The organism is Candidatus Amarolinea dominans (genome assembly GCA_016719785.1).
GTDB classification, from domain to species: Bacteria; Chloroflexota; Anaerolineae; order SSC4; family Amarolineaceae; genus Amarolinea; species Amarolinea dominans.
Genome location: JADJYJ010000017.1, coordinates 50,315 through 77,288, shown reverse-complemented (window position 1 = coordinate 77,288; position 26,974 = coordinate 50,315). Strand labels below are relative to the sequence as shown.

Below are 26,974 nucleotides of genomic sequence, written 5' to 3'. Positions count from 1 at the left end.
ATGCGTACACCTTATTTTAGCACGATTCACGTTTTGCGACAACTAGCGAGGGCCAGACTGGGTCCGTTTCACAGGCGGGGCAAATACAGCCTGTCAGGCAGTGCGGGCGTTTCCCGCACGCGCAGCACCAGCAGCCCGGCCTCGCCGTCAGCCACATAGGCCAGGGCGCCCGCGGCGTCCGCTGGCCGGCCCCGCACCGTGATGCCGCTGGCCTGGCCGGGCGTGGCGAAGGCGCCCGCTGCGGTTGGCTGTCTGGGATCGCGCACATCCAAGATTTGCAGCCCGCCGTAATAGCCGTCTGCCACAAAGAGCAGATCATCCACCAGGGCCAGGCCGCTCGCCCAGCCGGGGGTGTCGAACGCGGCCAGCCGCTGCGGATGCGCCGGGTCGCTGAGATCCAGGATGGCGAGGCCGGCCGCGCCGCGCGCCACATAGGCCAGGCTGCCGTGCAGCAGGACGCTCAACGCCGGCGCGGCGTCGCTGCTGCTGCTGAGCAGAAGCGGCTGCGTCGGCACGGTGATGTCGAACAGGTGCAGCCCGCCGCTTCCGGCTGCCACCAGCGCCAGGGTGCCTGTGATCCAAACGCCATTGGCCCAGCCCGGCGCCTGACCCGCGCCGATCAGCGCCGGCGCCGCCGGGTCGCTGACATCCACGATCTGCAAACCGCTGCTGCCGCCGGCAACGCCCAGCAGGTCGCCGGCCAGGTGCAGGGCGCGGGTGCTGCCGGGCAAATCGAGCGCACTCAGACGCCGCGGCGCGGCGGCGTCGCCCACGTCAAAAATGGTCAGACCGCCAAAGCGAGTGTCGGCAACGAAGGCCAGGGGTGCGGCTGCCGCGACAAAAGCGGCCCAGCCAGGGGAGATCGTGTGCGCGCCGCGCCAGGTCAACCGCGCTGGATCGTGCGCGTCCACCACCTGCAGGCCGCCAGCCTCCGCCGCCAGGTAGATGGCGGGAGCCGGCGCCTGCGCCACAGCCGTCTGCCAGACCACCCCTGGCGTGGGCAGCGCGTGGCGCAGACTGACGGGCCGGCGCACATCGAGCAACTGCAGGCCGGCCGAGTCGGCCGCGACCAGCGCCAGGTCGCCCAGTAACTGGACACGCCAGGCGCTGCCGTCTGTGGCAAACGCGCCGATCAGGATAGGCGCGGCTGGGTTGCTGACATCGGCCACCTGCAGGCCGCCACGACCGTCGGCGATATAGGCCAGGCTGCCCTGCACGCGCACGCTGTTGGCGCGGCCAGGGGTGGCGAGGGCGCCCAGCAGGCGGGGCGCGGCCGGATTGCCGACATCGAGCACGAAAAGTCCGCGGTCGGCGACGGTGAGATAGGCCAGGCTGCCTTGCAGCGCGACATCGGTCGCAGCAACGCCCAGGTATTCGCCGGCGACGGCGGGGTGGCCGGGGTCGCTGAGGTCAATGATCTGCAGACCGCCCGGAAATTCCTCGTTGTCGCCGGCTGTGACGAAGGCCAGCGCGCCCGCCATCACCACCCGGTTGGCGCCGCCGCGGATCGGTTGATTGGCGACGCGCCAGGGCCGCGCCGGATCGCTGACATCCACCAATTGCAGGCCGCCGATCCAATCGGCCACCAGGGCCAGGGTGCCGCTGATGGTCACCCCATCCGCGCGGCCCGGCGTGTCGAAGCTGCCCAGCAGGGTTGGATTGGCCGGGTCGTGGACATCCACCAGGTGCAGGCCGCTGTCGCCGGCCGCCAGCAGGGCCAGGGCGTCGGTCAGGACGATGCCAGACGCCACCCCTGGCAGCGTCAGGCCGCCGACGGTGAACGGAAAGGTGGGGTCATGCACGTTGACGATCTGCAGACCGCCCGCGCCGTCCGCCACGTAAGCCAGATCATTCGCCACAGTCAGGTCGAGCGCGGGGCCGGGGGTGGCGAGGGTCAGGTTGAGCGCGAACGGGTCGCCGGTGTCGAGGATGAGCAGGCCGTTGCGGCCGGCCGCGACGAAGGCCAGGCCGTCGGTCAGGGCCAGGCCGTAGAGCGGCGTGCCCGCGGCGAACGCGCCGCGCGGGGTTGGTCGGCTCGGATCGCTGATGTCGAGCACACGAAAGCCATCGAAGGAATCGGTGAGGAAGGCGCGCTGGTTCATCACGGCGATGGCGTAGACGCCGTTGCCGTCGTCGAAGTGGCCGATGAACCGCGGCGCGGCCGGATTGTCAACGGCAAGCACGCTCAGCCCGGCCGCGCCGAGCGCGACGAAGGCGAGATCACCGGCCAGGGCGATGTCCTGTGCGCCGGCCAGGGGAACAACAGCCAGGCGGCGGGGCGCGACCGGGTCCTGTACATCGAAGATGTGCAGGCCGCTGTCGGCCGCGGCCACGAAGGCGCGGCCGTTCGCCAGACTGACCTGCCGCGCTTCGGGCAGGCGCCAGGCGCTCAGCAGCCGCGGCGCGTCCGGCCGGCTGATCTCGATGATCTTGAAGCCGCCGAAAAAAGGCCCGCTTTCGGCCAGATAGACGAAAGGCCCGGCCGTCGCCACGCCCAGGCTGCGGCCGTTGGTATCGAGTCCGCCGCGCCAGATCGGCGCGGCAGGCGTGCTGACATCAAGCAGATGCAGGCCGCTGTCACCTGCGGCCACGGCAAGCAGGCTGCCGGCCAGGGCCAGGTCTTGAATGACCGCGGGCAGCGGTTCGCTCTGCCCGATGACGACGGGCGCGGCCGGCTGGCGCATGTCCAGCACCCACACCTGGCGTCCGACGCCCAGGTAGGCGAAATCGCCGGCCAGGGCAATGGCCAGGCTGGGGCCGCCAAGTTGGCCCACGGGGTCGAGCGTCAGGCGGGTGAGCGGCGCCGGCGCCTGGCCGCGGGCTGCGGGCGCCGCGGTCAGGAGGCAGACGAAGATCAAGAACGAACGGAAGCGCGTCATGGGGAACCACCATCGAGATACGGGCGCAGGGTCATGTGACACTAGCACCGGTCATCCGTGATCGCACAACCCGTCTCCGCCCCAGGGGGACGGTTGAATTCATCCTCCGCAGTCGTGGCAGGAGTAGCCTCATCCAATCGTCCCTACGGGACGACTCCTCTGCGCTCTCTGCGACCTCTGCGGTGAAAAATGTGACTGCGTTCGGAATGGCTGGACGCCAGACATCAAAGGCGCTCAGGGCGGGAACACCCATTCGGCAAGGAGACCGTCGAGTTGGCAGGCGCAGGATGTTTCGGCTGTGGCGAGGAAATCATCCGCGGTCGCGGTGCGCCAGCGGTAGGCGGCGCTGAAGTCTTTGAGAAATTGGACGAAGACCGCGTCGCCCATCTGTTCCCGCAGCGCCAGCAGGAAGAGCGGGCCTTTGCCGTAGACGATGGCGCCGTAGGCGCGGCCCTCGTAGCTGGCGACGGGCAGCCCAATCGGCTGGTCGTTGGTGGCCTTGACGCGGTTCCAGCGTTCGGTGAAAGATTCGAGCACGCCGGCGCGGCCGTCGGCGCCGTAGCGATCTTCGAAAAAGAGCACCGTGGCATACTGGGTGATGGCCTCGTCCAGCCACGGCTCGCGCACCTGGTCGTTGCCGAGCAGGTTGTACCACCACTGGTGGGCCACTTCATGCACGACGGCGATCTGGAAGAAGGAGCCGACTTCATCGAACTGGTCGTAGAGGCGGTCGGCAATGACGACAAGACCGGGGTATTCCACTCCGCCAGCGTCGGTGGGCGTGGCGACAACGTCTAGCTCGGTGTAGGGATAGGCGCCAAAGGCCTGCTGGTAAATACTGAAAGCCTGGCTGGCCCAGTCGAGAGCCGCCGCGCCGCCTTTGGCATGTTCTGAAGGGAAGTAGGCGTTGATGGTGACATCGCCGACGTGACGGCTGGCGAGGGTGAAGGTGTTACTGGCTACCAGGTTGAACTCGCGCTGCGGGCCGCCCACGAGATACCAGGTTTTGGTGTCATCTGGATTGGCTTTGGTTTCAACGGTGATGCCGGTCGCCACCACGGTCAGCGCGGCCGGGGCCGTGACCCAGACATCGTACAGGCCAGGGTCGGCCGTGGTCATGTCGCCAAAGAGGGGCGGCGTCTGCAATTCCCAGCCGGCCGAGCCGATGCGGGGCACGGTGGGGTAGAACTGCGCCAGGGCCAGGACGCCAGCCGCATAGCCGAATGTGCTGTAGTTGCCGCCGCCTTCGTTGGGCAGTGTTGCCTCGAATTCCAGGAAAAGTTCGGTCGTGGCTTGCGGGGCCAGCGGTTGCGGCAGGGAGACCACGGCGGCTGAATTCTCGGCCAGCAGGCGCGGCGACGCGGGCGCGCCGGCGATGGTCAGGGCGACGATGCGCAGGACGGTGTCGGCGCGCCCCAGGTTGGGGTAGAGGCGCAGGGGAATTTCGGTCAGGGGTGCAGGGCTGTTATTAGTGAAGCGTATCCAGGCACGGCCGCTGATCTGGCGCTGCTCCAGATCGAGGCGAATGTCCATTTGATAGTGCAGTGGAGGCTGCGCGGCGGCCAGGTCGGCCTGCGTGGTGGGACGCAGCGCCTGCGCAAAGCGGGTCAGGTCGGTCCAGGAGGCGGGTGCGAGCGGCGCGCTTGCCGGCGGCAGCGACGTTGGGGATGGCATGACGGTCGGCGCGGGGGAAGCGGCGTCGGTGGGCGTCGCCGCGACGCGCGTCGGCTCAACCGGCGTTGCCGCGGGCGTTGGCGTTGGGGTGCGCCGCAGGCCGGCGCAGGCGCTCAGGAGCAGCGCCGCGGTCAGCAGCAGGCACGAGAGGCGGAATATTCTGGTGCGCCCCAAATTTATTCGGCGGCTTGATATGTGTAATTTCATGGCGTGACGTAGCTCAGGACCCACTCATTGTAAATGGCGGCCAGCGACTTGCCACTCAGGCGTTCGGCCAGGCTGACGAAATCGGCCGGTTGCACTTCACGAAAACGGTAGCGCTGTACGTAGGCCTTCAGGATGCGAAAGAACATGTCGTCGCCTACCTCCTGGCGCACCGCGTGGAAGAACAGTGCGGCTTTGGCGTAGACGATGGTCTCGTAGCGACCGGCGCCGAACGCGCTGGCCGGCTGATTGACGACGGCATCCAGGCCATTGTTGCGCGCGTAAGTGACCGGCGTCTGCCAGCGGTTAGCCAACAAATTGTCGGCCGCCGCCTGGCCGCGTACCGCCTCCAAGTAGACATAAGTCGAATACTCCGCCAGCCCCTCATCCAGCCAGGGTGTGCGCACCGGGTCATTGCCGACCATGTTGTACCACCACTGATGGGCCACCTCATGCACGATGAGAAACTCCAGGTCTTGCGTCCGTTGGCGATAGAGGCCCAGTCCGATCAAATCGAGGCCTGGGAATTCCATCCCCCGGTATTGCAGAGGTGAGGCGACGATGTCCATCGCGGGGTAGGGATAGCGGCCGTAGTGATCCTGGTAGACGCGCAGGGCCGCGGCGGCTATCTGCAGGGCTTCGTTTCCAGTGGCCTCATCGCCTGACAGGAAATACGAATTGACCGTGGTGCTGTACGCGCTGGTAGATACGACGTGAAAATCGGGGCTGAGGGTCATCATCCATTCACGAATGGGGCCGCTGGTCCAACGCCAGGTATCCTGACCGTCGGCGGATGATGTGCGGCCAAGCAGCACACCGGTGGCGACGACGGTGAACGTGCTGGGGAGAGTCGCGGTCACCTGGTAGAGCGCGGCCTGGGTGAAGGCCGTGTCGCCGTAGGTCGCGGGCATGTCCAGGCGCCAGGGAATGGGTTCACTGGCGGCCGCGGCCGCCTGGTCGAATACGGCCAGGACCGGATAGGCCAGCGGCAGATTGAGGATGCCCTGACTGGCGCCAAACAGAACGTACGACTCAGTGGGCGCGGGCGCTTCCACGGAAAAAATCAGGTCGAGCGTCAGTGAAGCGCCCGGCGCTACCGGCTGCGGCGGCGCCACGCGAATGGCTGTGCGGTCGGCCGCGTAGCTGAATGGCAGCGGCCGGCCCGCCCGCTGCACGCTGGCAATTTCCATTTCGCCATCGAAATGCGGCAGGTTCGGGAAGAGGCGGAAGTAGAGGTCGCCCCAGGTGAACTGCGTGTCATTGGTGATGATGACCTCCTGGCTACCCTGGATCGTGCGCGTTTCAGGGTCAATCTGCAGATCAAGGCTATAGCGGGGCCAATCACTACGGCTGTCCAGGATGTTTTGGCTGAGGGGCGCGAGGCCAGCCCGGTAAGCCGCCCAGGGGTCCGGCTTGGGGCGATTGAAGAGCGTGCAGCCGGCCAGGAGCAGCAGCAGGCTGGCGAACATCAGCCCGGCAGCCAGCCTGGCGCCGCGTTCTTTCCAGGTTTGGTTCGAGGTTGTCATGGTGGCGAAAGGCTCCAGTTGCGTGCGATCATTCTGCTCGGTCTGTCAGAAGCCCTGATGCGATCAGTATATCATGGCTGACTTGTGAAGGCAAGGGCGATGGGGCGGAACGATGAACAGATTGTTGAGCGGATGCCAATTTGCACTTATAATGCGGCCAGGAGGTGAAATATGATCGAGGCGATTTCTAATATCTTGACGGCGTTCGGGCTGTCTACGTCGGCCGGGTTGAATGCGTATGTGCCGCTGTTGACGGTGGCGCTGCTGGCGCGCTTCACCGATTTGATTGCGTTGAGTTCACCGTGGGACACGCTGGAGAATCCGTGGATTATCGGGCTGCTTGTGGTGCTGTTGGCGATCGAGGTGCTGGCGGACAAGATCGTGGGCATTGACCACATCAACGACGCCATCCAGACCTTCGTGCGGCCCGCGGCCGGGGCTGTCCTGTTCGCGGCCAGCAGTCACACCATCAGCGATGTGCATCCGGTGCTGGCGCTGGCCTGCGGGCTGCTCCTGGCCGGCGGTGTGCATGCGGTCAAGGCGACGGTGCGGCCGGTGGTTAGCGCCACCACGGCCGGGCTGGGCAACCCGATCATCAGCACGGCCGAAGATGTCATCGCCGTGACCGTCTCGCTCACCGCGATCATCGTGCCCGCGCTGATGCTCCTGATCGTGCTGGCGGTGGCCTGGCTGGTCTGGCGCCTGCTCCGCCGCCGGGCGCCGTCTGCGCTCTGAGCCACACGCTCTCGCGATTCATTTGCGCCGCTGTCCGACCTGATCATGGCTGAGCGAGATGCTCGATGAGCTTGGTTTTACCACAGGCGGATGGAAACCTCTTTTTCAATGACCTCCCGCGTACAAGCACAGATCCCATGCTGCTTCGAATCCTGCTGCGGCATTTTGTCCGAAGGCGGCGGCGACATCCTGACGGGCCTGGCGCACGGCGGCCAGCATGGCCTCTGACAGCCGTTCTGCGTCCAGCCCGCCCGCCTTGTGCAGGCGGATGAGCGCGGCGGTCAGGCCGGCCAGCGCCGCGGGGGCGACTTCCGCCGGCAGCGGCGGGATGGTCACGATGCAGGGCACGCCCTTGAGAAACAGCACCGCGGCCAGCTCGCGCAGCAGCGCCGCTTCTTCGTAATCGGCCTCGCTGCGCGCATCGGTCTGCCCCAGGGCCGGCGCTTGCAGGATGACCAAGCGCAGGCGCTCGAAGCGTGCGGGCAGGTCCTCCACCGCCAGCGTGCGGCCGCGCTCCGCCTGGTAGAAGCTGCTCTGCGCCATCAGCTGCTGCGCGGCGCTCAGCTTCAGGCGCACGCCGGCCGTCGCCCGCATCGGCGCCGCCTGCAAGTGCAGCACGGTCGGCGCAGGCTCCGGCGGCCGCTCGATTCCTTCCCCCAGGCCGCCGACCATCAGCGCAATCCCGGCCTTCTGGCTGGCCTCCCAGGCCCGCTGCGCCATCTCCTGCTGCTCGAAGCCGTCGGCCAGGCTTGCCACGACGACGGGCAGCGGCTGCTCATCCTGCGGGGCCGGCTGAGCGCCGGGCAGCACGCGGCGCAGACGCAGCGGCGCTTCCCGCGGCTGCTTGACATCCTTCAGCGCGGCGACTACCAGGCCCTCCCAGCCGAACTGCGCCAGGCCCGGCTCCACGTCCACAGTCATGTCGCAGGCGCGGCGCTGCAGCAGGGCCTGATCTTCGTGTAGTCTCTGCTGGATTTCGGTCGGCAGCAGCGGTTCGGCGCCGCCGCCATACGCGGTGAACGCGGCCGCCGGGCTGGCTGCCTGCGCCAACTGCGTGCGTTGAGCCATGATGAACGGCCAGCGCCAGACCCAGCGCCAGGTCAGGCGGGAGTAGGTCATCTCCACGGGCGGCAGACTGCGCCAGGTCGGCGCCGACGCAGCGTCGGTCGGCCCGGTCAGGCGCAGGGTCAACTGCGGCCGGCTGCGGACGCGGAACTGACGGCGCAGGAGAGCCGGGATTTGCGCTGCGAGTCCGATGACGAACAGCGTGGCGAGGGTCAGGCCGATGCGCGCCGGCGTGCCGATTTCCTGGTCGGACGGCATGCCGAGGGTCCGGGCGGCCCAGGTGAGGCCCTGGTTGAACAGCCAGTAAATCCCGCCCCCGACTGCGACGACAATGGCCATGCCCAGGATCATGACCAGGTTGTTGGCGCTGAAGATTTTGCCGAGCCAGGCGCGCAGGGGAGAGGGCGCCGGTTCGTCCGCGGCTTTGCCCGGCAGCGACCGCAGCGCCTCCAGCTCCGGCGGCAGCCTGACGGTCTTGTCGTCGGCGGTGACGCCGAACGATCTGGCCGCCCATTCCAGGATGCCGCTCAGGCCTGACGGCCGCTCCTGCAGGGCCAGCAGCGCCGCCTGCGCCGCGATGGCGCGCACCAGCCAGGGCTGCCAGCCCAGCGGCCAACGCGGCGCCTTGTTCATCAGGCCGCCCACGCGCACGATGTCGCCGTCCTGGGCAGCCACGGTCAGGTCGTCCCAGTTGAGGAGTGACAGGTTGACGAACGGCAGCCGCGGGAAAAGCGCCTTTGCCCCCTGCAGGGCCTGCTCCAGCGTTTTCTGCTGCCCGGCGCAGGCCGCGGCCAGGGCCAGGGTGATCTGCACCCGGAAGCCGAGCGCCGCATCGCCGGCCTGTTCGGCCCAGGCGGCCGCCTGCTGCAGGATGCCGATGGCGCGCTCCGGCAGCCGCAGCGCCAGCAGCTCGCCCTCGTCCCAGGCAACCTGGGCGGCGCGGCGAATGCCCACGCGACCGGCCAGGTCGGCGGGCGCACCGGCTGCGGCGGGCGTCAGGGCCAGGCTGCGCAGGTGCAGGATGAGCGCCTGCACCGGTTCGTGCGGATGGGCCTTTTGCCAGGCAGCCGCAGCGCGCCAGGGCGCCGAATCGCCGCGCCGCGGGGCAGGCGACGGCCACTGCTGATCGAGGTAGATGCGTTCCTGCTCGTCGAACAGCCGCGAGGCCTCGTCGAAGGTGGGGTTGGCGAGCGTGTCGGGGCCGGGCGTCCAGGCCGGCAGCAGGGCCAGCGCGGCCTGCAGATCGTCTGCGCTGCGCACGGGCCGGCTGCGCCACCAGGCATGGGCCGCGTCAGCCAGGATGGCGACGGGCTGAGCACCGGGCGCGGCCAGGCCCGCAGTCGCCAGGAGCTGCGGCTGAATTTCCGGGTAAACGGTCTGCGACACCAGCCCTGATCCGATGTCCGCGCCGAGACCCACATCACGCAGGCGGAACTGGCGCACGATGGCGAGCCGCGCCGCCAGGATGGCCCGCTGCCCGGCCAGGTTGACCGCGCTTTCCGCGGTGGTTTGCGCCTGGCGCAGGGCTTCGATGGCCTCGTCCACCGCGCCAGTCTCGGCGCGCGCCACGGCCAGCGCGGCGAAGAGCGGAGGCGTCGCGTCATGAATGGCCGCGGCGTGCGGCGTTGGCGGCGACGGGCAGGGCCAGGGCCGCGTAGGCGTCTGGATTGGCCGCGGCGCTGGCCGCGTGCAGTTCCAGCAGCTTTGCGCCCAGGCGGTCTGCGTCCAGCGTGCCGGGGTTGGGCGGCTGCGCGCCGATCTCGGCCAGCGCGTCGGCGGGCGAGAGCAGGGCCGGATGGGCCAACTGACTGAATTCCAGCCGGACCCGTGCGTTGAGGTCGGCGGGCGGCAGCCAATCGAGCCAGGTGAAATCGGACCCCATGGGAACCGGAAGGCGCGCCAGCTCCAGGGCCTGGCGGGCAGTCGCCAGCGCGGCGGTCAGCTGATCGCGGCCGGCCAGCTCACGCGCGGTGAGCAGGGCGGCCCAGGTGCGCAGTTCCAGCGGCAGCGCCTGCGACAACGCGCCGGCCGCGGCCAGCAGGTCGGCCAGGGGCGCCTGGCCCGTTTCGGCGGCGGCCAGGAGTGCGGCGATGGCCTGGGGATCGGTGGGTTGATCGGGCCTGATGAGGCCGGCCAGCCGTTCCAGCCAGGCGGCGCGCGGTTCGGCGGGCAGATCGGCCGGCGCGGTGGCAAGGCAGCCGGCCGCGGCGCGCAGGGTGAGGAGGCGCCGCGGCGCGTCCTCGTCCACAGCCGTTGGCGGCGCGGCGGCTGCGGTCAGGATCGCCAGGGCTTCTTGCCAGCGCTCGTGCAGGTCCCGCGGCCGGCGCAGATGCAGGAGGGCGGCGTTGTAAGTTGCCAGCACCGCGGCGCGCAGCGGGGTGTCGCTGCCGTCCAGGCGACCTTCCGCGGCCAGGCGGCGGCGGTCCCCCTCCCATTCGGCCTGGGCATCGGCCGAGAGCGGCTGTCCGCGCCACCAGCCGCTGGGCCGGAACGCGCCGACCGCGCCGCCGCGGGCCAGGATGCGGTCGCACACCGTTTCCAGCCAGGGCCAATCCCTGGGGTTGGCAAAGCGCTCTTCGATCTGCGCCCACCAGGCCGGCGCAGCGGCCGGGTTGTCGGACAGGAGCAGACGCAGGGCGTTGTCCAGGTGCGTGGTGCTGAGCGCGTCGGTCGGCGCGGCGAGGGTCAGAGCGCGCAGGTACGCGGCGCCGCGGTGGCCGGCCAGGTCGAGCGCTTCTTCGTCGCGGCGCATGAAGTAGGCGCGCAGTTTGGGCAGGAGCAGCCGGTCCACTTCCAGGAACGGGTCCTGGTGGTCCATCCACTCCTGCCGCGCCAGGGCGTCGAAAAGGTCTTGCCAGCGGCTGCGGACTGCGTCCCCTGGGGTGGGCTGCGGCACGGCCAGTTCGGTCCCCGGCGGCGGTGCGGCAGCCTGGGAGGCAGCCGGGTCGCCGGCTGCTGCGGCCAGCATGGGGAGGTCGAAGCGGCCCAGGAGCGCGACGGTCGGCATGAGGTCGCGCAGGGCGCGAGGCTGCAGGCGGCCCATGATGCGCAGGTCAATGTACTGATCCGCGTCCGCGCTGCGAATCGTCTGCGCGTCCAGGCCGGGCGCCTCACGCACCCAGGCCGCGATCAGATCGAGGTCGAAGGGGCTGCAGCGCGGCACATCGGCCGGCGCGCGGCCGGGATCGGTGAAGATCAGGCCCTCCAGGCGGCCGTACTCCGGGCTGCGCTCGATGATGGCGGCGATGCGATCAGCCGGCTCCGCGGGCACACCGGCGCGGGCGGTGAGAAAAGTGAGCGCTTCATCGTGGGTGAAGCCGCGGATGGCATGGAGGCGCAGGTAGGGCCGCGGGGGCAGGGGCTGCGCGGTGGGCCACTGCCAGCCCGCGCCGGCCGAGGCCAGTGGCCGCCGGCCGCAGAAGATGACCCGCACCTGCACGCCGGCGCGCTGCGCCAGGGCCTGCATCTGCTCCAGGATGGCAAAGGTGGCGCGCACGTTGAGGGGAACTTCGCCGCCCGCGCTGATGCGCGCCAGCTCCTCGCAGGTGTCGAGGATGAGCACCACCGGCTGCGGCAGGGTGCGCAGCGCCTCGATGAACACGGCCAGCACATCCAGGAACTTGGGATCGTCCGTGGGCAGGGGCAGCGGCGCGCCGAACACGGGCGGCAGCATGCCCTCGTGCAGGGTTTTGACGCGGTCGCGGAAACGCTCGAACGCGCGGCTGCTGGCGCGGGTCTGCCCGTACAGGGCCAGTTCGGCTGACAGGCGCTCCAGGAGCAGCCCGGGAGCGGCCGTGGGGTATTCGGGCCTGAGGTGATCGAAGTCCACGCGGGCGCAGGCGGCCCGGCCCTTGAAGCGCTCGTCGTCGGTCAAGAGCAGGGTCAGATGGCGCACGAGCATGGTTTTGCCCACGCCGCCCAGGCCGACGTAGTGCAGCGCCCACTCGTCAGGCGGGCTGACCAGCAGATCATCGAAGGCTTGCATTTGCTCGGCGCGCTCCAGGAAGCGCCCCAGGTGGCGGCGGTCGAAGTCGCGGCGGTGGAAAAGCTCCAGTCGAGCGCCGGCGCGCTGCACCGCGGCCAGCATTTCACCGCCGAACAGCTCTGCCAACGGCGCGGCGGCTTCGATCCAGCGCAGGGCTTCATTAGTATCCCCCCCGGTATCCCCCTTAGTATCCCCCCCGGTATCCCCCTTGATATCTCCCCCGGTATCCCCCTTGCCTGGAATCAGCAGGGCCTCCAGCCGCCGGTCGAGTGCTGCGGCCGCGTTGCCAAGCTGTTTGGCCGCGTCGCCGGGCTGTTTGGCCAGCGGCGCGGCCAGTTCGGCCCAGCGCCGGGTGGCCGGGGGAACCGTGGCAGGTTCAGGGAAGCGCCGGATGCGTTCGCCGATCAGGCCCGCGGACCTGCGCAGCGCGGCCTGTCCGGCCGAACGATCGGCCAGGGTGCGGGTCAAGATGTCGCTGCGCATGCCGGGCGCGGCCCAGAAAGTCACGACTGCGGCAGAGGTCGGCGGCGCCAGGCCCAGGTCAGCCAGCATCTCGGGGTCGTAGCCGCTGAGGTCAGGGGATTTTGGGGGAGGATGGAGATTGGAGTCCGGAGATTGGAGTCCGGAGACCGGGGAACTCTCGTCCCCCACGAACCCGATCTCTGGTCTCTGATCTCTGATCTCTGATCGAGCAGGGGCGTCACTCAGGGCGAGTCCGGTGCGCACGGCGTTTGCGAAGATGGTTGGCAGCGGCTGTTTGCCGGCCGGGAATTCGCACCAGGCGGCCAGCGGCAGGGTCCAGACCGGCGGCAGGGCCAGCCAGAGCAGCGCTTCGTCGCTGAAATCGCCCAGGCGCCGCGCGCGGATGGTGGCGAGCGGTGTGGATGGGGCGCTCATCGGCCGCCGCCGAATGAATTCGGGGCGAAGGGGCGTGCCGCCGCAAGGTCGCCGCCGAATGAATTCGGGGCGAAGGGGCGTGCCGCCGCAAGGTCGGCCTGCGCCGACCGGCCGAGCGTCCACCTGCGTGGACGCCCGGCGGTGCGCCCATCAGGCGCGATTTCAATCGCTCTCCTAGATTCGTCCGAGCAGTAGGTCATCCTGCACCTCTTCCAGGATTTGTGCGGCCTGCGCTTCTTCGATGACTTGTAGGAATGGGTCGTTGTTGAACAGCCGCGAGGGCGCGCCGCCGACGGTCGCGGCCAGGCGCTCGAAGAAGGTCTGCACGTCGGCCGGGCTGGCCTGGTGACTGACGACCAGCGGCAGTTGGTCAGGGTCGGGGTAAAGGCTGCGCCAGAAAAGGAACTGGGTGTAGGCGAGCCGCGCTTCGATGTCGGTGAACGATTTGAGTTCCTGGTGCATGACGTAGACGCGGCCCAGGAAACTACGGATGACGCCATCGGTGGCCTCGTTGGCGACGCCTGCCTTCGAGAAGGTCAGCACGACGGGCAGCGGTTCCGGGTCTTCGGCCAGCGCCAGGCCGCGGTTGGTGATGAGGGTGTTGAGCAGATCGCGCACGATCGGTTCGTCGAAGCGATGCAGATCATCGAGCAGCAGCAGGAGACGGCGCTGAGCGCTGTTGCCGGCCAGGCGGCTGGCCGCGGCCAGCGCGGCCAGGTCCAGGCGCAGGGCCGCGGCCACCAGGCCCGGCGCGTTGTAGGCCGGCGCGCTGAGCAGGTTGAACTGTTCCTGGATCGAAGGATGCAGACCCGGCCCGGCCTTGATCGCCGCGCCAAGCAGCGGTTCGAACTGGGCAAACCGGGCCGGGTTGATGGTCGCGATCTGGCCGAAAAGCCGGCCAAATTCAAGACGCGTGTCGCAGAATTCGATCAGCCGCTGCACGCGGTCCGCGGCTGGCTGCGCGATCAGGGCGTCATGCACCTCACGAAAATGATCGAAGATCAGGGTGTCGAGATCATCTTTGGTCAGCGCGGCGAGGATCAGTTGGCGGATCAAGCCGGTCTGGTAGGTGGAGGTGGCGACCGGCAGTTGTTGGCCGCGGTGCAACAGGTTGAGCTTGACCACCTCGCTGTCGCGCGGCAATTCCAGGCGGGGCAGGCCAAACCAGGCGCGCACTTCGATGATCTTGCCGACCAGTTTGAGCGCCAGGTCGAGCAGCGTCTTGGGCACGTCCGCGCCCGGCGGCAGGGAGAAGACGATGGGCACGTAGTTGTCCTGCAAGGCGTGGCGCGCCAGCTCTTCCAGGAAACGGGTCTTGCCGAAGCGGGGCGCGACCAAGCCCTGGTCCGGTTCGGTGACTTCGACGGCCAGGACGGTGCGCCGATCGGGACGCGCGGCGATGCGTGCGCCGCCGCGCCCCAGGAAGGCCGCGGTGGCGCTGTCCCAAAGCTGGAAGCGGTCGCAGAAGATGCTGTTGGACTGGCGGTACTGCAGGTCGAGATCGGCGAGCTGCCGTGCCAGGCTGGCGTCAGCAAAGACCGGGGTCAGCGACGAGGCGGCGTTGGCGACGAGCAGGGGGCCGGCCCAGGCTTGCGGGCTGATGCCCATCTGCCGAAAGGCGCGGCGGCCGTCTGCGCAAGCCACGGCTAACGATTGGCCGCTCAACAGGGCTTCGTATGCGCCACGGGCAAAGAGCCGGGCCGCGTAGTTGCTCAAATCGCCGGCGAGAACGGCCACCAGGGGCACGCCCTCTGCCACCAGGCGCGTGGCGAGCAGGGGCGCCACCTCGGCGCGCGCCGCGCCCAGGTGCAGCGAGAGCAGCGGCAGGCTGGCGCCAGGGCAGGCTTCGCGCAGCGTCCTGACCAGGTCGAGCGCGCTATGCTGCTGAACCGCGGCCCGGTTGAAGCGATCCGGCAGGGAAATCCGAGGCTGGCCCGCGCCGTCCAGCGTGGCCGAGGCGATCAGGTGAATGACACTCGGCTGAAAACTCTGCACCCCGTCCTTGAGCGCGGTCAGGCTGGCCTTGACCAGCACGCGCGAGTTGATGCTCAGGTTGTCCGGCGTGCGCAGGTGACGCAGCAGCGCCAGGAAACCGGCGCCCTCCTGCAAGGCGGCATCGCCGAAATCTCCGCCCAGAACGAACAGGACGCGCACCGGCACCGGCAAGGGCGTCATGACACCGCCGCCGGCGGGCAAACGCAGCGTGCGCAGCAGGTTGGTGGGTTGTTGGGTGTCCAGGCAGAGGAACTCCTGGCCGTTGTGCAGTAGTTCCCAGGGCAGGCGGTGCAGCTCAGGGGCGGCGGTCGGCAGGGCCAGGTGCAGATCGAGCGCCGCGCCGGCTGCCTGTTGGCGGACGCTTTGCCACACGGCATCGCCGAGCAGCCCGGCAAAAAGGGCGCGGCCCAGGGTTTGTTCGTCGGCTGCGCTGGCTTGGCGAGTCGCGACCCGTTCGACGATCGCCTGCCAGGGCTCGGGGGTGATGGCCTGGACGAGCGCGGCGTGCGCTTCTGTCGCAACGGCTGCCTGGGCTTCGGTCGCAGGCGGCAGGGGAAAGGCCGCCTGCCGCGGCAGCTCGCGCGGCGGCAGGACGATCGCGCCCGGTGCGCCGGTCAGGTCATAGGTCGCCCGCCAGGCCGCGGCCGTGGCGGTCAGCTCAATCTCAAGTCGCACGGAGAGAACCTCGAATAGATAAATTCATTCGGGTAACAAAACGTCATATTCGTCAATGGGGCGACGAACTTGCCTGTCATTGTTCATCCAGATGATTGTTGCCGTTGGCGCGTTTGACTTCACGGCTCTTGAGCCAACGCTGAAGTGGCTGCACACTCTCGGATGATGGCCGGCCCAGGATCAACCCTTCGATGCTCAGATCCTCATCCAGTTCCGGCCAATGGATGCCCGCACCCTGACCGATCAGCCGCCAATGTCTGCGCTCTTCCGCCGTACCGTGCAGCAGCCGAGGATACCAGGCCAGCGGCACGGTAATCGTGCGACCATCCCTCAAGTCAACGAACAGCGAGTCATCCGTTGTTTCGACATCTTGAATCGCAATATCCTGAAGCTCAAGTACCACAGTATTCATTCCAGCCTCGAATCAGTTCATCCCAATGATCTTCCACCAACCGCAAAATACTTCTCTGGGAATAGATTGCCTGCTCATGGGAACGCGATTAACCCAGCGAGTGAAACGCGGTCGGGTCCGAGACGTCATAGCCGCGCTGCTGGAGCAGTGCAACTGCCTGTGCTCGCACCACAGCAGGGTTTCGCGATAGAGTCTGACCAGCGCCTGCTCTTGTGCCCGTTCTGCGGCTGCCAGAGCGACTCGCTGTTGTTTGTCATGCAGTGACTCAAGCCTCTCCTGTTGATCTTTGAAGAGAGTGGACCGGGCTGCCTTCCACAAGGCGGCATCATTGAGGTAGGCCATCTGCGCCAGTTCGGCTCGCAGGCTCGAAGCAGGTGTGTCCATTACCGGCGCGGCGGCTGCCACTGCCTCGGCAACGATTTCGTCAATGGGGCGACGAACAGCATCGGCGGCGCGTTTGATCTGCCGATACACTGTTTCGGGTAGACTAATTGTCACAGGATACACAGCCATACCAGGTTCTCCTTGAAATCACGTTCTGTTCTTGTGAGCGCGTCTGCCCTGGATTGTAGCACAACCAGTCGTACTTGACACCATCCATGAGCGGCAGGTTTTTTTACCGCGGAGGGCGCAGAGGGCGAGGAGGAATCGCACCTGGCGTCGGGCTTTGTGGATGCGATGCCGGCCGGCGGGTGTTGGTGCAGTAGCCCGTGAATTCCTTCTGCCACGAATTGCACGAATTGACACGAATTGAGTCGTCGCACCCAATACTAACCTGCCTCGGCAGGTTTTGGTGTATCAGCCCGTGAATTCATTCATGGGGCGATTTCGGCTTGCCCGGCGATGTGTGGGGCAGCCAGCCTGCGCAAGGGGATTTCACGTCCCCCTCGCAGGGCTGCGGCAAGATGACGACCTCAGAGGCGGGCGACGTCGTGACAAGTCAACGCTGCGATGTCCATTGGCCCCTGCGAGGGTTGTTGGCCGGACAATCGCCCAACCTTGCGCAGGCCCGCCGGGTAAGGGGCGCTCGTGGGCGAGGGCGCTGTCGGCTTGCCCGGCGATGTGTGGGGCAGCCAGCCTGCGCAAGGGGAGGATGGCGGCCAACCTTGCGCAGGCCCGCCGGGTAAGGGGCGCTCGTGGGTGAGGGCGCTGTCGGCTTGCCCGGCGATGTGTGGTGCAGCCAGCCTGCGCAAGGGGAGGATGGCGGCGCGGTTACGCCGGTGGTGTGTCCCACGATCGGGCGGCGGTCAGCGATCCGGCCAGTCCGAGGACGATCCAGGCGATGAAGCCGCCCTGGCTGCCCCAAACGCCGATGTCGAGCAGGCCATCGAGAACCAGGGCCAGCAGGCTGAGCAGGACGGCGCCGGCGGTGAGCCGCACGAGGGGCGCGGGGCGGTGACGCCAGGCGGACGAGGCGAGCGCGGCGGCCGTCGCCAGGAGGGCCAGGTAGGCCGTCAGCCCGGCAATGCCCAGGTCAATGCCGACTTGCAAGAAGAGGTTGTGGGCATGAGGCGCGACGAAGCTGAGATCGCCCATCCAGAAATCGGCGTAGAGCTGCGGGCCGAGCGCGCCGAAACTGCCAGGCCCGATGCCGGTCAGACCGAAGTCTTGCAGCATCGCCAGGCCCTGCGCCCACACCATCTGGCGGTTGAGCCAGTCCGCGGCCAGGGCAGCGCGGGCCAGCCAGAGCAGCAGGCCGGCCGCCGCGGCGCTCAGCACAATCAGCAGCCAGCGCAGCCAGGCGCGTTGAACCTGGTGGAAGGCCGCCGCCAGGGCCATGCCGGCCAACGCCAGCCATGCGGCGCGCGATTGCGTCAGCAGAAGCACGAACAGAGTCAGCAGGCTGACGGCCAGGCTCAACCCGCGCGCCCAGGGGGAGCGGGGGCGCCGGAGGTCGTCCAGGAACAGCACGCAGGGGATGGGAAGAAGCAGCAGCAGGCCGGCCGCGGCGACGTTGGGATGCAGCGTGTCGGTCAGCAAGGTGGGCAGGCGTTGATAGATGGCGTCCAGGGGCAGGAGGAATTTCGCCGCGGGCCAGCGCGTGCCGATCAGGGTCAGGACGAGCAGGCCGGCCAGCGCCGCGGTCAGCGCCCACAGGGTTCGGCGCAGTCTCCCGTCCGTAAACGCCGTGGTGAGGTAGAAATACACGGCTTGAAAGGCAAGCAATCCCAGGGCCAGGCGGCCAACGAAGGCCGTGGCCTGGGCGCGCTCGTCGCTGAGCAGCCAACCGCCGGCGACCGTCAGCAGGAGGAGGAGCAGGGGCCAACGCAAGGGCTGCCGCCAGGGGGACATCAGCCGCCCTCGCCAGCCTCTGTCGTGTCTCCTGTCGTCAAAAGCGGTGCGGGCACTGTGACTTGCGCCCGCAGGAGCACCAGGGCGAGGGCCAACACTGCGCCGACCACCAGGGCCAGCGCGACGTTGAGCAATGTGTGCGGCTGTGAGTTTTCGGAGGGCGGCAGCGCGGTAGAAGCCAGGCGCACCTCGATGCTGGCTGTTTCACTGGCAATGGCGACCTCCGCGGCGCGGCGGGCCAGAGCGGTGAAGCTCTCCCAGGCTACATCGCGCGTATCGGTCAGCCGGCGCTGCGTGTCGGTCTGAGTTTCCAGTTGGCTCTGCAGCGCGTTGATTTGCGCCTGCATGGCCTGTACTGCCACCAACAGGTCCTGGCCGGCCACTTCGGCGCTCAGCAGGTCGGGCGCGTGCAGCACCTGCGCCTGCAAGGTTTGTACTTCCGCACGCCAGGTGCGCTGCAGGCCGGTCAGGGCGCCGGCCAGGCTCTGCAAACTGGCCACACGCTGCGCACCAGAGGCGGCGTCACGCAGTTGCTCGATGGGAATCTGTAACTGCACCGGGATGCCGGCGCCGGTGGAAAAGGCGCTCACCTGCAGCAGCAAGTCGCTCAGGGCCGTGGCGCTGACCGCGGCGGTCCCATCGGCGACGGCCTGTGTCCCCATCGCCTCGATGTTCGCCAGCAGGAGGTCGAGACGGTTGAGATTGTCCAGACGGCTTTGCAAGCGCGTCTCCAGCGCCTTGAGCTGCTGGCGCTGCAGGGTATCGAGCACTTCTTTCTTCTGTGCGATCTGGCGCTGCAGCTCATCCACCGGACTGTCCTGCAGGAAGACGATCAGGATCTGCTCCGCGTCCAGGTAGGTTTGACGCGCGTTCTCGGCCTGCGCCGCGGCCTCCGCTGGCGGCTGTGCCACCTGGCTGTACAACTGATTGATCTGCCGCTCGGCAATCTGCGCCCACAGGTTGGCCAGGTGTGCAGCCTGGGCGGGAGTGTCCCCGCGCACGGTCAGGTCGAGCACGGTGGCGCGGGCGCTCGGCAGCAGACGCTGTTTCAGGTCGGTGATGTTTTCCACGCGGGCAGGCCGATTGTCGCCAGCCTCCTGCCACAGTTGCCCCACCACGTCGTCGCTGAGCACCAGCGCCAGCAGCGTTTCGCGGCGGCCGCGGTCATCGGTGGAGGCGGTGCGCACCAGGTCTTCATCCGACACCGTCTGCAGGCGGGGGTCCAGCGAGAGGCTCGGTTTGAGGCGCGCCATCAGCAGGCTGGCCGTGGCATCCCAGCGCGTGGGGAGGACCCACAGGCTGAGCAGCCCGGCTACCAGGCCGGCGATCAGGGGGCCGATGATCAGCAGGCGCCAGGATTGGCGCAAGAGTCGAATGAGTTCAGGAAAAGGCACTGGCGGTAATCCCTGTCATGACAAACGGTTAGCGTTTTTGCGGCGCTCAGGCAGCGGGTCGAAACGTTTGAGGCCGGTCTTTTGCAGCATCAGATTCCAAAGAAAGAGCGGGTTGAAGAGAAGATAGCGACGCCAGAGGCGGCGCGGCTCTTGAAAGAGGCGCCAACACCATTCCAGGCCGCTGCGTCGCATCCACAGCGGCGCCTGGCGCAGACGACCGGAGAGGATGTTGAAGGCGGCGCCGACGGCTACCAGCACAGGCGCCTCGAGTTGGTCGCGGTGTTCGGACAGCCAGCGGTCCTGCTTGGGCGTTCCCAGGGCCACCCAGACCACATCGGGGTGCGCGGCATTGATGCGCGCAATCTCTTCGTGCTCCCGCTCAGGTGTGGGGGGGGTGAACGGCGGCGAATAGGCGCCGACCACGCGCAGCCCCGGATAATCCTGGCTCAAGCGCAGAGCCAGGGCTTCAGGCACCCCGGGCGCGCCGCCGTAGAAGAAATGGCGGTAGCCGGCCGGCGCGGAGCGTTGACAGAAGGCCTGCATCAGGTCAGGCCCGTAAACGCGCCGCACATGGCGATACCCTGCCCAGCGCCCCAGCCAGACCAGGGGCATGCCGTCAGGCGTCGCCAGGTCGGCGTAGTTGACCATGTCGCGCAGCCCTGGGTTGTACTGGCATTCCATCACCGTATGCACGGTACAGACGCAGACGTAGGCGCGCTGCCTGGCGGCGATCCAATGTTCCATCAACGCCAGCGCGTTCTCCATGTCAATCATGCTGATGCCGACGCTCAGGACATTCAATCGTTCGATGAGCTGTTCATCAATGAGCCGTTCTGAAGAATCCATACTGCCTATGGTAAACCATAATTCGCAAAACGAAAAACGGGTGAGGCGCGCTGTGTGAGCCGGCCGCAAGCTCAAGCCGTTCGGTGCAAAACGGCCTGCATGGCCTGTTCTGTCTTGGCGGCCAGGGCGTCCCAGGTGAAATGCGCCTGTACTTTGGCGAAACCGGCCTGGCCCATGCGCGCTGCAAGACCCGGCTGCGCCAGCAGAAGGTTGAGATATTCGGCGATGAGCGCCGGGTCCTGCGCCACGACGAAGCCGTCGGCGCCGGGGGTGATGACCTCACGCACCGCGGGCGCCGGGCCGCCAATCACCGGTTTGTGCAAGGCCCAGGCTTCGGTGAAGACGCCGCCGAAGCTCTCCTGACTGGAAGGGACGCAGAGCACGGTGCAGTCGGCCAGCGCGGCCGTTTTTTCTGCCAGGCTGACTGCGCCCATCTCAACCAGGCGCGGGTCGGAGACCTGATGGAAGAGGCGTTCGGAAAACCGCGTACGCGGCCCCACGAAGGCGAACCAGGCCTCCGGGTGCTGCTGCCAGACCAGGGGCGCGGCCGCCAGCAGGGCTTCCAGCCCCTTGTAGCGGTACTTCTGCGCCAGGAAGAGGATCAAGGGGCCTGGCGCGCTCCGCGCTGGGGCATAGCGACCGGCAAAGGCGCCGGCTGGCGGCGGCGGCGTAGCCAGTACCGGCGCGTTGCCGGTGACAAAGATGCGCTGCGGCTGCACGCCCAGCTCGATCAGGGTTTGCTGTTCATGGTCGGTGAGGGTCATCACGGCATCGGCCTGGCGATAGAGATCAAGGTACTGGCGGTAGTTCCAGCCCACCCAGCGCGGGTGGTGATAGGGAACCAGGAGGAAGGGCACATCACGCTGCCGGGCCAGCGCCAGCGAGGCAAAGGCAAGGCTCTCGCGGCCGATGCGCGCATGGTAAACCAGGTCACAGGTGGGCGCCACAGCCGCCAGCTTGGGCAGCAGGCGTCTACTGATGACCGCGATAGCCTGCGTCTTGAGCGCATAGTAGACGCATAGCAGGGGCAGAAGACGCCAGCGCTCGTCTCGACGCCACGTCACCTGCTGAACCGAGACGCCGTCCAGGGTATAGGATCGAGGTTGCAGGGGCGCGGTCAATGTGGTGCCCAGCAGCCAATCGGTGCGATTGCGATCCCAAAATGAGGCGACCGTGACCCGGTGTCGTTGGGCCAGGCGGCGCATCAACTCATGGGTGTGACTCTGTGCGCCGCCGATGGCGGGAGGGTACGAGGTGATGGTGCAGAGAATGTTCCAGGACGTCATGCTCAGCCTGTTTTCGACATAGAACAGATGTTTCCATACAACAGCTTGTGGTCATTGGCAAATCGCGCACAACCTGTAGGAACAGTCCTGTTTTCGCTCAAACGTTCTACGCGACGGCTTGTGGCAAGTGCCTGATGACCTACTACCCATTGGGGTGTCGAAAACAGGCTCAGCGCGACTGCGCTTTGCGAACGGTCAGACGCCACACCGCGGTGTCATGTCCACCCAGGCGGTACTTGTAGATTTCGTTGCCCTGCATAAAATCAAAAACCCGGAAGCCAGTCTCGATGGCGTGTTCGATGCAGCGCGCCAGCAGCACGACGCCCGTGCTGAGTTCCTTGAAGTTGCGCGGATCATAGCCGGAGTTATACAGAAGCCACTGATCCTGCCAGGTGAAGCTGAACAAAGCCGCGGCCGGACGCTCATCAACGCTCAACAAGGCCAGTCCCAGCCAACCCCGGGCCGCCATGACCTGTGCAACGTCCCGGAAGAAGTCTTTCATCGCTTCGGTCATGAAATCGTCCTTGTCCGCGCTGCTCAGTTGATGCAGGGCGATGAAATCTTCGACGTCGCGGGCCAGGTTGTCCGGCGTACTGAACCACCAGCGCACTGTGGGGACCTGCTCGATCTTGCGCAGCTTACGGCGCACCTCGTGGCGCTGATGCTTGTCGAGCAGGTTGAGGTACGACTCCCAGTCGGCGGGCAGGCGGATCAAGGGGCAGACATCTTCCTGGCGGGCAACCGCCGACCACTGCGGCGGTAGATGCGTGGGAAAGGCAGCCAGTGTGGGCGAGGCGGCCGGCAGATTGACCAGTTCGAAGAGGTCCCAGGCCGGCGCCGCCGCACTGACCAGCCAGGCGGCCAGGCTGGCGTAGACGGCCGCGGCATGCACTGGCGTCACGATGATGTCAAGGTAATCGCTCACCTCGATGCCGCCCACCAACAGGAGGCGGCGTTGGCCGTCATCTGTTCTATCCAAAAACAAGGGCGCCAGGCCCAGCAGGCGCCCGGTCTCCTCGTCGTGCCAGTGCAGAAGATAGAGTTCGTCTGTCCCCCAGTGGCGCCACCAGGTGGTTTGCCATTCCCAACTGAGAAAGATGGTGTTGGTCTGGCTCTGCAGCAGCAGCTCGTTCCACGCGTCGCACAGAGTGTCGAACCCACTGGCATCTCGCTCGATGATTAGCTTCAAGCGATCCTCGATTTTCGATGTTCGTTTTTCGATTTTCGGTCTCCCGCTCTCCGCTCTCAGTTCTCCGACCCCTTCGCGCCCTTCGCGCTTCGTGTCTTCGCGCCCTTCGCGCTTCGTGTCTTCGCAACCTTCGCGTCTCCGTGCTCCGCTCTCCGCTCTCAGTCCATGGTCGGGTTCGTGGGAGGTGGTTGGCGTGACCTGAGCCAGAAGACCAGGGCAGCCACGAGCAGGATGGGCGCCAGCAGCAGCAGCGGATTCTTGAGCAGAAAACGCAGGATGCGTGCAGGGAGGTCGGTGGTGAGCGCCTCCGCGGCGCGTTCAGTCGGATCCTGCAGGTCGGGCAGAATCACCTCTGGCGCCGCGGGAATCAGCAGCGCGGTCGGGGTGATGGTGGCGGTGGGCGGCGCCGGCGGTACCGGCGTGTTGGTCGGTGCGGGCGTGGGTGTAGGCGGGATTGGCGTTGGCACGCAGACCATGAGCTTGACGTCGTCCAGGTACATCGAACGCCGCTTGCCGTTGCCATTGTTGTAAACGTTGAAGTAGATCACCACATGCGAGCCGGCATGGAGCTTGAGATCGGCCTTGCGTTCCTTCCAGGTATCGGTGACCTCACGATTGCGCGGCCACAGCTCGCGGATGATTTGATGGCGCAAGGGATGCTCCGACGGCGTCAGCAGCAGCAGCTGCTGATAGTCTCCCTGGTCGTTCGGGTCGTCCGCTTTGGCCCAGTAGAACCAGGTCAGTTCTACGCTGGTGGCGTTGATTGGAATGATGACATCCTGGCGCACGGAAGAAAAGGAGACCGCGTCTTTTTCATTCGTGCCCAGGCGCACCGACCAGTTGCCTTCGCGCTTGGGATCGGTAACGCGCTGCGGCGGCAGAGGCTCGCCGTAGTAGTACCAGGCTGGGTCTGCGCGCTGCAGCTCATCCTCGAAACTGGAATTCTCAAGCCAGTTCGTGCAGCCGCCCGGCAAGGGTGTGTAGGTGGGTGGCGGCGTTAGCGTGGGGGGCACCGGTGTAAACGTGCCGGTGGGCGGAATGGGCGTGGCCGTCGGCGTGAACGTGGGCGGGCCGGGCGGCGTCCAGGTGGGCGTCGCCGTGATGATGACCGGGCCTGGCGTGGGGGTGTTGGTGACGACGATCGGCGTCCAGGTGGGCGTGGCCGTCGGTGGTCCGGTCGGCGTGGGGGTGTTCGTCACCACGATCGGCGTCCAGGTGGGCGTAGCCGTGATGATATTGGGGGTAGGGGTGTTGGTGGCCACCACGATGGGGGTCAGGCCGAAGTTGACGACCTGATTGGTGGCATTGACGGTAATGGCAACGCTCGGCGGCGAGGTGACCGCGTAGCCCGGCGGCGGCGTGATGCTCACGGTGTAATTGCCCGCGGCCTGCGCGCCAAAGGTGTAGGCGCCGGCCCCGTCTGTCAGCACCGAACCGCCGGGAGCCAGGCTGACCGGCAGGCTGGGGTAACCGGTCTCACCCAAGTCGTACAGCCCGTTCAGGTTGTTATCAATGTAGACGCGGCCATCAACGACCGCGCCGGGGCCAGGCGTGGGCGTATCGGCCAGGCAGACCACCAGGGAAACATCGTCCAGATACATGCCGGCGTAACTGCCGACGCCGTCGTTGCGCACATTGACGAACAGGCGCAGGTTCTGCCCTTTGTACGCCAGCACGTCACGCGTCAGCGGCACCCAGGCGCGGTCGTTGCGCTGGTCACGCCAGAGGACAACCACCGTGCTGCTGGTGGCGGCATCCTGCAGGATGACCTCCTGGTAATCGTCCTCACCGCTGGTCGCCAGGAAAGGCCAGGCGGACCAAGTGAGCGTGGCGCTGGTCGCGGCGGCCGGGATGGTCAGCATTTGCTGGATGCCGGAGAAACCGAAGGCGTTGGCGCCGCTGATGATGCCCAGGCGCATACTGCGGGTGGGGCTGAGCGCCTGTGCGCTGTCATAGTCGGCCGCCGGCGGGCCGCCGGTGATCTGCCAACCGCCGGTGCTTTCCATGTTGCCGTTGGCAATCAGGTCGAAGCAACTGGCGGCCGCCACTCGCTCCGGCGTCGTCAGCAGAGCCGGCGTCAGGATCAAGCCGGTCAGCAGAAGAAGATGAAACCACCTGATTCGTTTCATGACCATTGTGCTTTCTCGCTTATCTTGCGCATCCTCATGTCCCCGAGCAACATAAGCGCAGTATACCACAAGTTTTGTTTGTACACAATGCTGTCAGGCGAGAAGACGCTGCTACCCTTTTTGCCCGCTTTGTGGCATAATGGGCCGCAGCCAGACGAAACCAGCTATAAAGGATCAGGGGATGCCTGAAAAGAATCTAGGCGCCAGCGCGGAGGCGATTGTCATTCTCGATTTCGGTTCGCAATACAGTCAGTTGATTGCGCGCCGGGTGCGCGAAGCGCATGTGTACTGCGAACTGCTGCCCTGGGATGCGCCAGCGGCCGCGTTCGAACGCCTGCAGCCAAAGGGCTTCATCTTGTCAGGCGGCCCGGCCAGCGTCTACGAAGCGGGCGCGCCCCGGCTGCCTGATTACGTGCTGGCGAGCGGTCGGCCCGTGCTCGGCATCTGCTATGGGATGCAACTGCTCACCCAGGCGTTGGGCGGACAGGTGGGGGCGGCGCGGCGACGCGAGTATGGCCCGGCCGAGGTTCGCACCGGCGAGGTCAGCAGCCCTCTGTTTGCCAACCTGCCGACGCGCCACACCGTGTGGATGTCGCACGGCGACCGTATCGAGGCGCTGCCGCCGGGCTTCGAGGCCATTGCCAGCAGCGACAACTCACCGCTGGCCGCCATGGGCCACGCGGCCCGTGGCATCTATGGTCTGCAATTTCACCCGGAAGTGTCACACACCCGCAACGGCCCGGCCATCCTGCGCAATTTCCTGGTGGACGTCTGCGGCTGCCATGGCACCTGGACACCGCTCAATTTCATCGAAGAGAGCCTGGCGGCCATTCGTGCCGAGGTCGGCAGCGGCCATGTGCTGTGTGGGCTGAGCGGCGGCGTTGATTCCGCGGTGGCCGCGGCGCTGCTGCACAAAGCCATTGGCGATCAATTGACCTGCGTGTTCGTGGATCACGGTCTGCTGCGCCGCGGGGAGGCGGAACAAGTGCTGGAGACCTTCCAGCGTGAGATGCAGGTGCGGCTTATTGCGGTCAATGCCAGCGAGGAGTTCCTGGCCGATCTGGCCGGGATCAGCGACCCGGAACACAAGCGCCGGTTGATCGGCAACCGTTTCGTGCGCGTGTTCGAACAGGAAGCGACGCGCCTGGCCTCGACGTGGGGCGAAGCGCGTTTCCTGGCGCAGGGCACCCTTTACCCGGACCGCATCGAGAGCGCGGGCGCAGGGCGCAGCGCGGCCACGATCAAGACGCATCACAACGTCGGTGGTTTGCCGGCCGACATGCAGTTCAAGCTGATCGAGCCGCTGCGCTGGCTGTTCAAGGACGAGGTGCGGGCGGTGGGCATTGCGTTGGGGCTGCCGGAGGAGATCGTCTGGCGGCATCCGTTCCCCGGGCCAGGCCTGGCGATTCGGGTGCTCGGCCCTGTCACCTGGGAGCGCCTGGAAATTCTACGCCACGCCGACGCCGTATTTCTGGAAGAATTGCGCGCGGCCGGCCTCTATCGCCCCACCGCGCAGGCCTTTGCCGTGCTGCTGCCGGTGCGTTCCGTCGGCGTCATGGGCGACGGCCGCACCTACGAAAATGTCGTGGCGCTGCGCGCGGTCAACAGCGAAGACTACATGACCGCCGACTGGTCACGATTGCCCTACGATCTGCTGGCCCAGATCAGCAGCCGCATCGTCAACGAAGTGCGCGGCGTCAACCGCGTGGTGTACGACGTGACATCGAAACCGCCGGGAACCATCGAGTGGGAATAGACTCGTTGATTCGAGAAGACCCTCTGTACACGACT

16 protein-coding genes are annotated in these 26,974 nt (G+C 67.0%); 2 read left to right on the top strand and 14 right to left on the bottom strand.

The window, feature by feature from the left end:
* Positions 1-68: 68 nt before the first annotated feature.
* The 3 genes from IPM84_17190 to IPM84_17180 form a co-directional block, all read right to left on the bottom strand.
* Entirely contained in the window at positions 69-2,879 is a 2,811-nt protein-coding gene (locus IPM84_17190; protein MBK9094463.1) for a hypothetical protein, read from the bottom strand.
* A gap of 234 nt (positions 2,880-3,113) precedes the next feature.
* Positions 3,114-4,727, bottom strand: a complete 1,614-nt coding sequence (locus tag IPM84_17185) for a M1 family metallopeptidase (GenBank protein MBK9094462.1) — start codon at positions 4,725-4,727, stop codon at positions 3,114-3,116.
* Positions 4,728-4,756: 29 nt separating this feature from the next.
* Positions 4,757-6,283, bottom strand: a complete 1,527-nt coding sequence (locus IPM84_17180) for a M1 family metallopeptidase (protein MBK9094461.1) — start codon at positions 6,281-6,283, stop codon at positions 4,757-4,759.
* Positions 6,284-6,466: 183 nt separating this feature from the next.
* Here IPM84_17180 and IPM84_17175 point away from each other — a divergent pair, with 183 nt between their 5' ends.
* On the top strand, positions 6,467-7,018 hold the full coding sequence (locus tag IPM84_17175; GenBank protein MBK9094460.1) for a DUF4126 domain-containing protein: 552 nt from the start codon (positions 6,467-6,469) through the stop codon (positions 7,016-7,018).
* Positions 7,019-7,123: 105 nt separating this feature from the next.
* On the opposite strand, the gene IPM84_17170 is transcribed toward IPM84_17175, so the two are convergent.
* The 11 genes from IPM84_17170 to IPM84_17120 all read right to left on the bottom strand — a co-directional run bounded on the left by IPM84_17170 (position 7,124) and on the right by IPM84_17120 (position 25,183).
* Positions 7,124-9,652: a hypothetical protein gene (locus tag IPM84_17170; protein MBK9094459.1), complete on the bottom strand. Its 2,529-nt coding sequence runs from the start codon at positions 9,650-9,652 to the stop codon at positions 7,124-7,126.
* A 31-nt stretch (positions 9,653-9,683) separates the two neighbouring features.
* Positions 9,684-12,965, bottom strand: a complete 3,282-nt coding sequence (locus IPM84_17165) for an ATP-binding protein (protein ID MBK9094458.1) — start codon at positions 12,963-12,965, stop codon at positions 9,684-9,686.
* A 174-nt stretch (positions 12,966-13,139) separates the two neighbouring features.
* Positions 13,140-15,635, bottom strand: a complete 2,496-nt coding sequence (locus IPM84_17160; GenBank protein ID MBK9094457.1) for a CHAT domain-containing protein — start codon at positions 15,633-15,635, stop codon at positions 13,140-13,142.
* Positions 15,636-15,711: 76 nt separating this feature from the next.
* Complete coding sequence (locus IPM84_17155; GenBank protein ID MBK9094456.1) at positions 15,712-16,047, bottom strand: DUF2442 domain-containing protein; 336 nt, start codon at positions 16,045-16,047, stop codon at positions 15,712-15,714.
* 12 nt (positions 16,048-16,059) lie between these two features.
* Positions 16,060-16,560 carry a hypothetical protein gene (locus IPM84_17150; GenBank protein ID MBK9094455.1) on the bottom strand — a complete coding sequence of 167 codons (501 nt, stop codon included), beginning with the start codon at positions 16,558-16,560 and terminating at the stop codon, positions 16,060-16,062.
* 699 nt (positions 16,561-17,259) lie between these two features.
* Positions 17,260-18,339 (bottom strand): O-antigen ligase family protein, encoded by a 1,080-nt coding sequence (locus IPM84_17145; GenBank protein MBK9094454.1) that lies wholly within the window; start codon positions 18,337-18,339, stop codon positions 17,260-17,262.
* Complete coding sequence (locus IPM84_17140) at positions 18,339-19,733, bottom strand: hypothetical protein (GenBank protein MBK9094453.1); 1,395 nt, start codon at positions 19,731-19,733, stop codon at positions 18,339-18,341. Before IPM84_17140 ends, IPM84_17145 begins: the two co-directional genes overlap by 1 nt.
* A gap of 15 nt (positions 19,734-19,748) precedes the next feature.
* Positions 19,749-20,579 (bottom strand): WecB/TagA/CpsF family glycosyltransferase, encoded by an 831-nt coding sequence (locus IPM84_17135; protein ID MBK9094452.1) that lies wholly within the window; start codon positions 20,577-20,579, stop codon positions 19,749-19,751.
* A gap of 71 nt (positions 20,580-20,650) precedes the next feature.
* On the bottom strand, positions 20,651-21,865 hold the full coding sequence (locus IPM84_17130) for a glycosyltransferase family 4 protein (protein ID MBK9094451.1): 1,215 nt from the start codon (positions 21,863-21,865) through the stop codon (positions 20,651-20,653).
* A 169-nt stretch (positions 21,866-22,034) separates the two neighbouring features.
* Complete coding sequence (locus IPM84_17125) at positions 22,035-23,054, bottom strand: GNAT family N-acetyltransferase (protein MBK9094450.1); 1,020 nt, start codon at positions 23,052-23,054, stop codon at positions 22,035-22,037.
* Between the two features lie 158 nt (positions 23,055-23,212).
* The gene (locus IPM84_17120) at positions 23,213-25,183 is read right to left on the bottom strand and encodes a hypothetical protein (GenBank protein MBK9094449.1); all 1,971 of its coding nucleotides are present in this window, start codon (positions 25,181-25,183) and stop codon (positions 23,213-23,215) included.
* A 181-nt stretch (positions 25,184-25,364) separates the two neighbouring features.
* Between IPM84_17120 and guaA the strand changes: the two genes are divergently transcribed.
* Positions 25,365-26,939 carry a glutamine-hydrolyzing GMP synthase gene (gene guaA, locus IPM84_17115; GenBank protein MBK9094448.1) on the top strand — a complete coding sequence of 525 codons (1,575 nt, stop codon included), beginning with the start codon at positions 25,365-25,367 and terminating at the stop codon, positions 26,937-26,939.
* Positions 26,940-26,974: the final 35 nt, after the last annotated feature.

Excerpts from the sequence above, each read along its gene's own strand:
- IPM84_17180 (MBK9094461.1), bottom strand. The coding sequence starts at position 6,283 with ATGACAACCTCGAACCAAACCTGGAAAGAACGCGGCGCCAGGCTGGCT.
- IPM84_17190 (MBK9094463.1), bottom strand. The coding sequence starts at position 2,879 with ATGACGCGCTTCCGTTCGTTCTTGATCTTCGTCTGCCTCCTGACCGCG.
- IPM84_17130 (MBK9094451.1), bottom strand. The coding sequence starts at position 21,865 with ATGACGTCCTGGAACATTCTCTGCACCATCACCTCGTACCCTCCCGCC.
- IPM84_17150 (MBK9094455.1), bottom strand. The coding sequence starts at position 16,560 with ATGGCTGTGTATCCTGTGACAATTAGTCTACCCGAAACAGTGTATCGG.
- IPM84_17145 (MBK9094454.1), bottom strand. The coding sequence starts at position 18,339 with ATGTCCCCCTGGCGGCAGCCCTTGCGTTGGCCCCTGCTCCTCCTCCTG.
- IPM84_17165 (MBK9094458.1), bottom strand. The coding sequence starts at position 12,965 with ATGAGCGCCCCATCCACACCGCTCGCCACCATCCGCGCGCGGCGCCTG.
- IPM84_17120 (MBK9094449.1), bottom strand. The coding sequence starts at position 25,183 with ATGAAACGAATCAGGTGGTTTCATCTTCTTCTGCTGACCGGCTTGATC.
- IPM84_17155 (MBK9094456.1), bottom strand. The coding sequence starts at position 16,047 with ATGAATACTGTGGTACTTGAGCTTCAGGATATTGCGATTCAAGATGTC.
- guaA (MBK9094448.1), top strand. The coding sequence starts at position 25,365 with ATGCCTGAAAAGAATCTAGGCGCCAGCGCGGAGGCGATTGTCATTCTC.
- IPM84_17135 (MBK9094452.1), bottom strand. The coding sequence starts at position 20,579 with ATGGATTCTTCAGAACGGCTCATTGATGAACAGCTCATCGAACGATTG.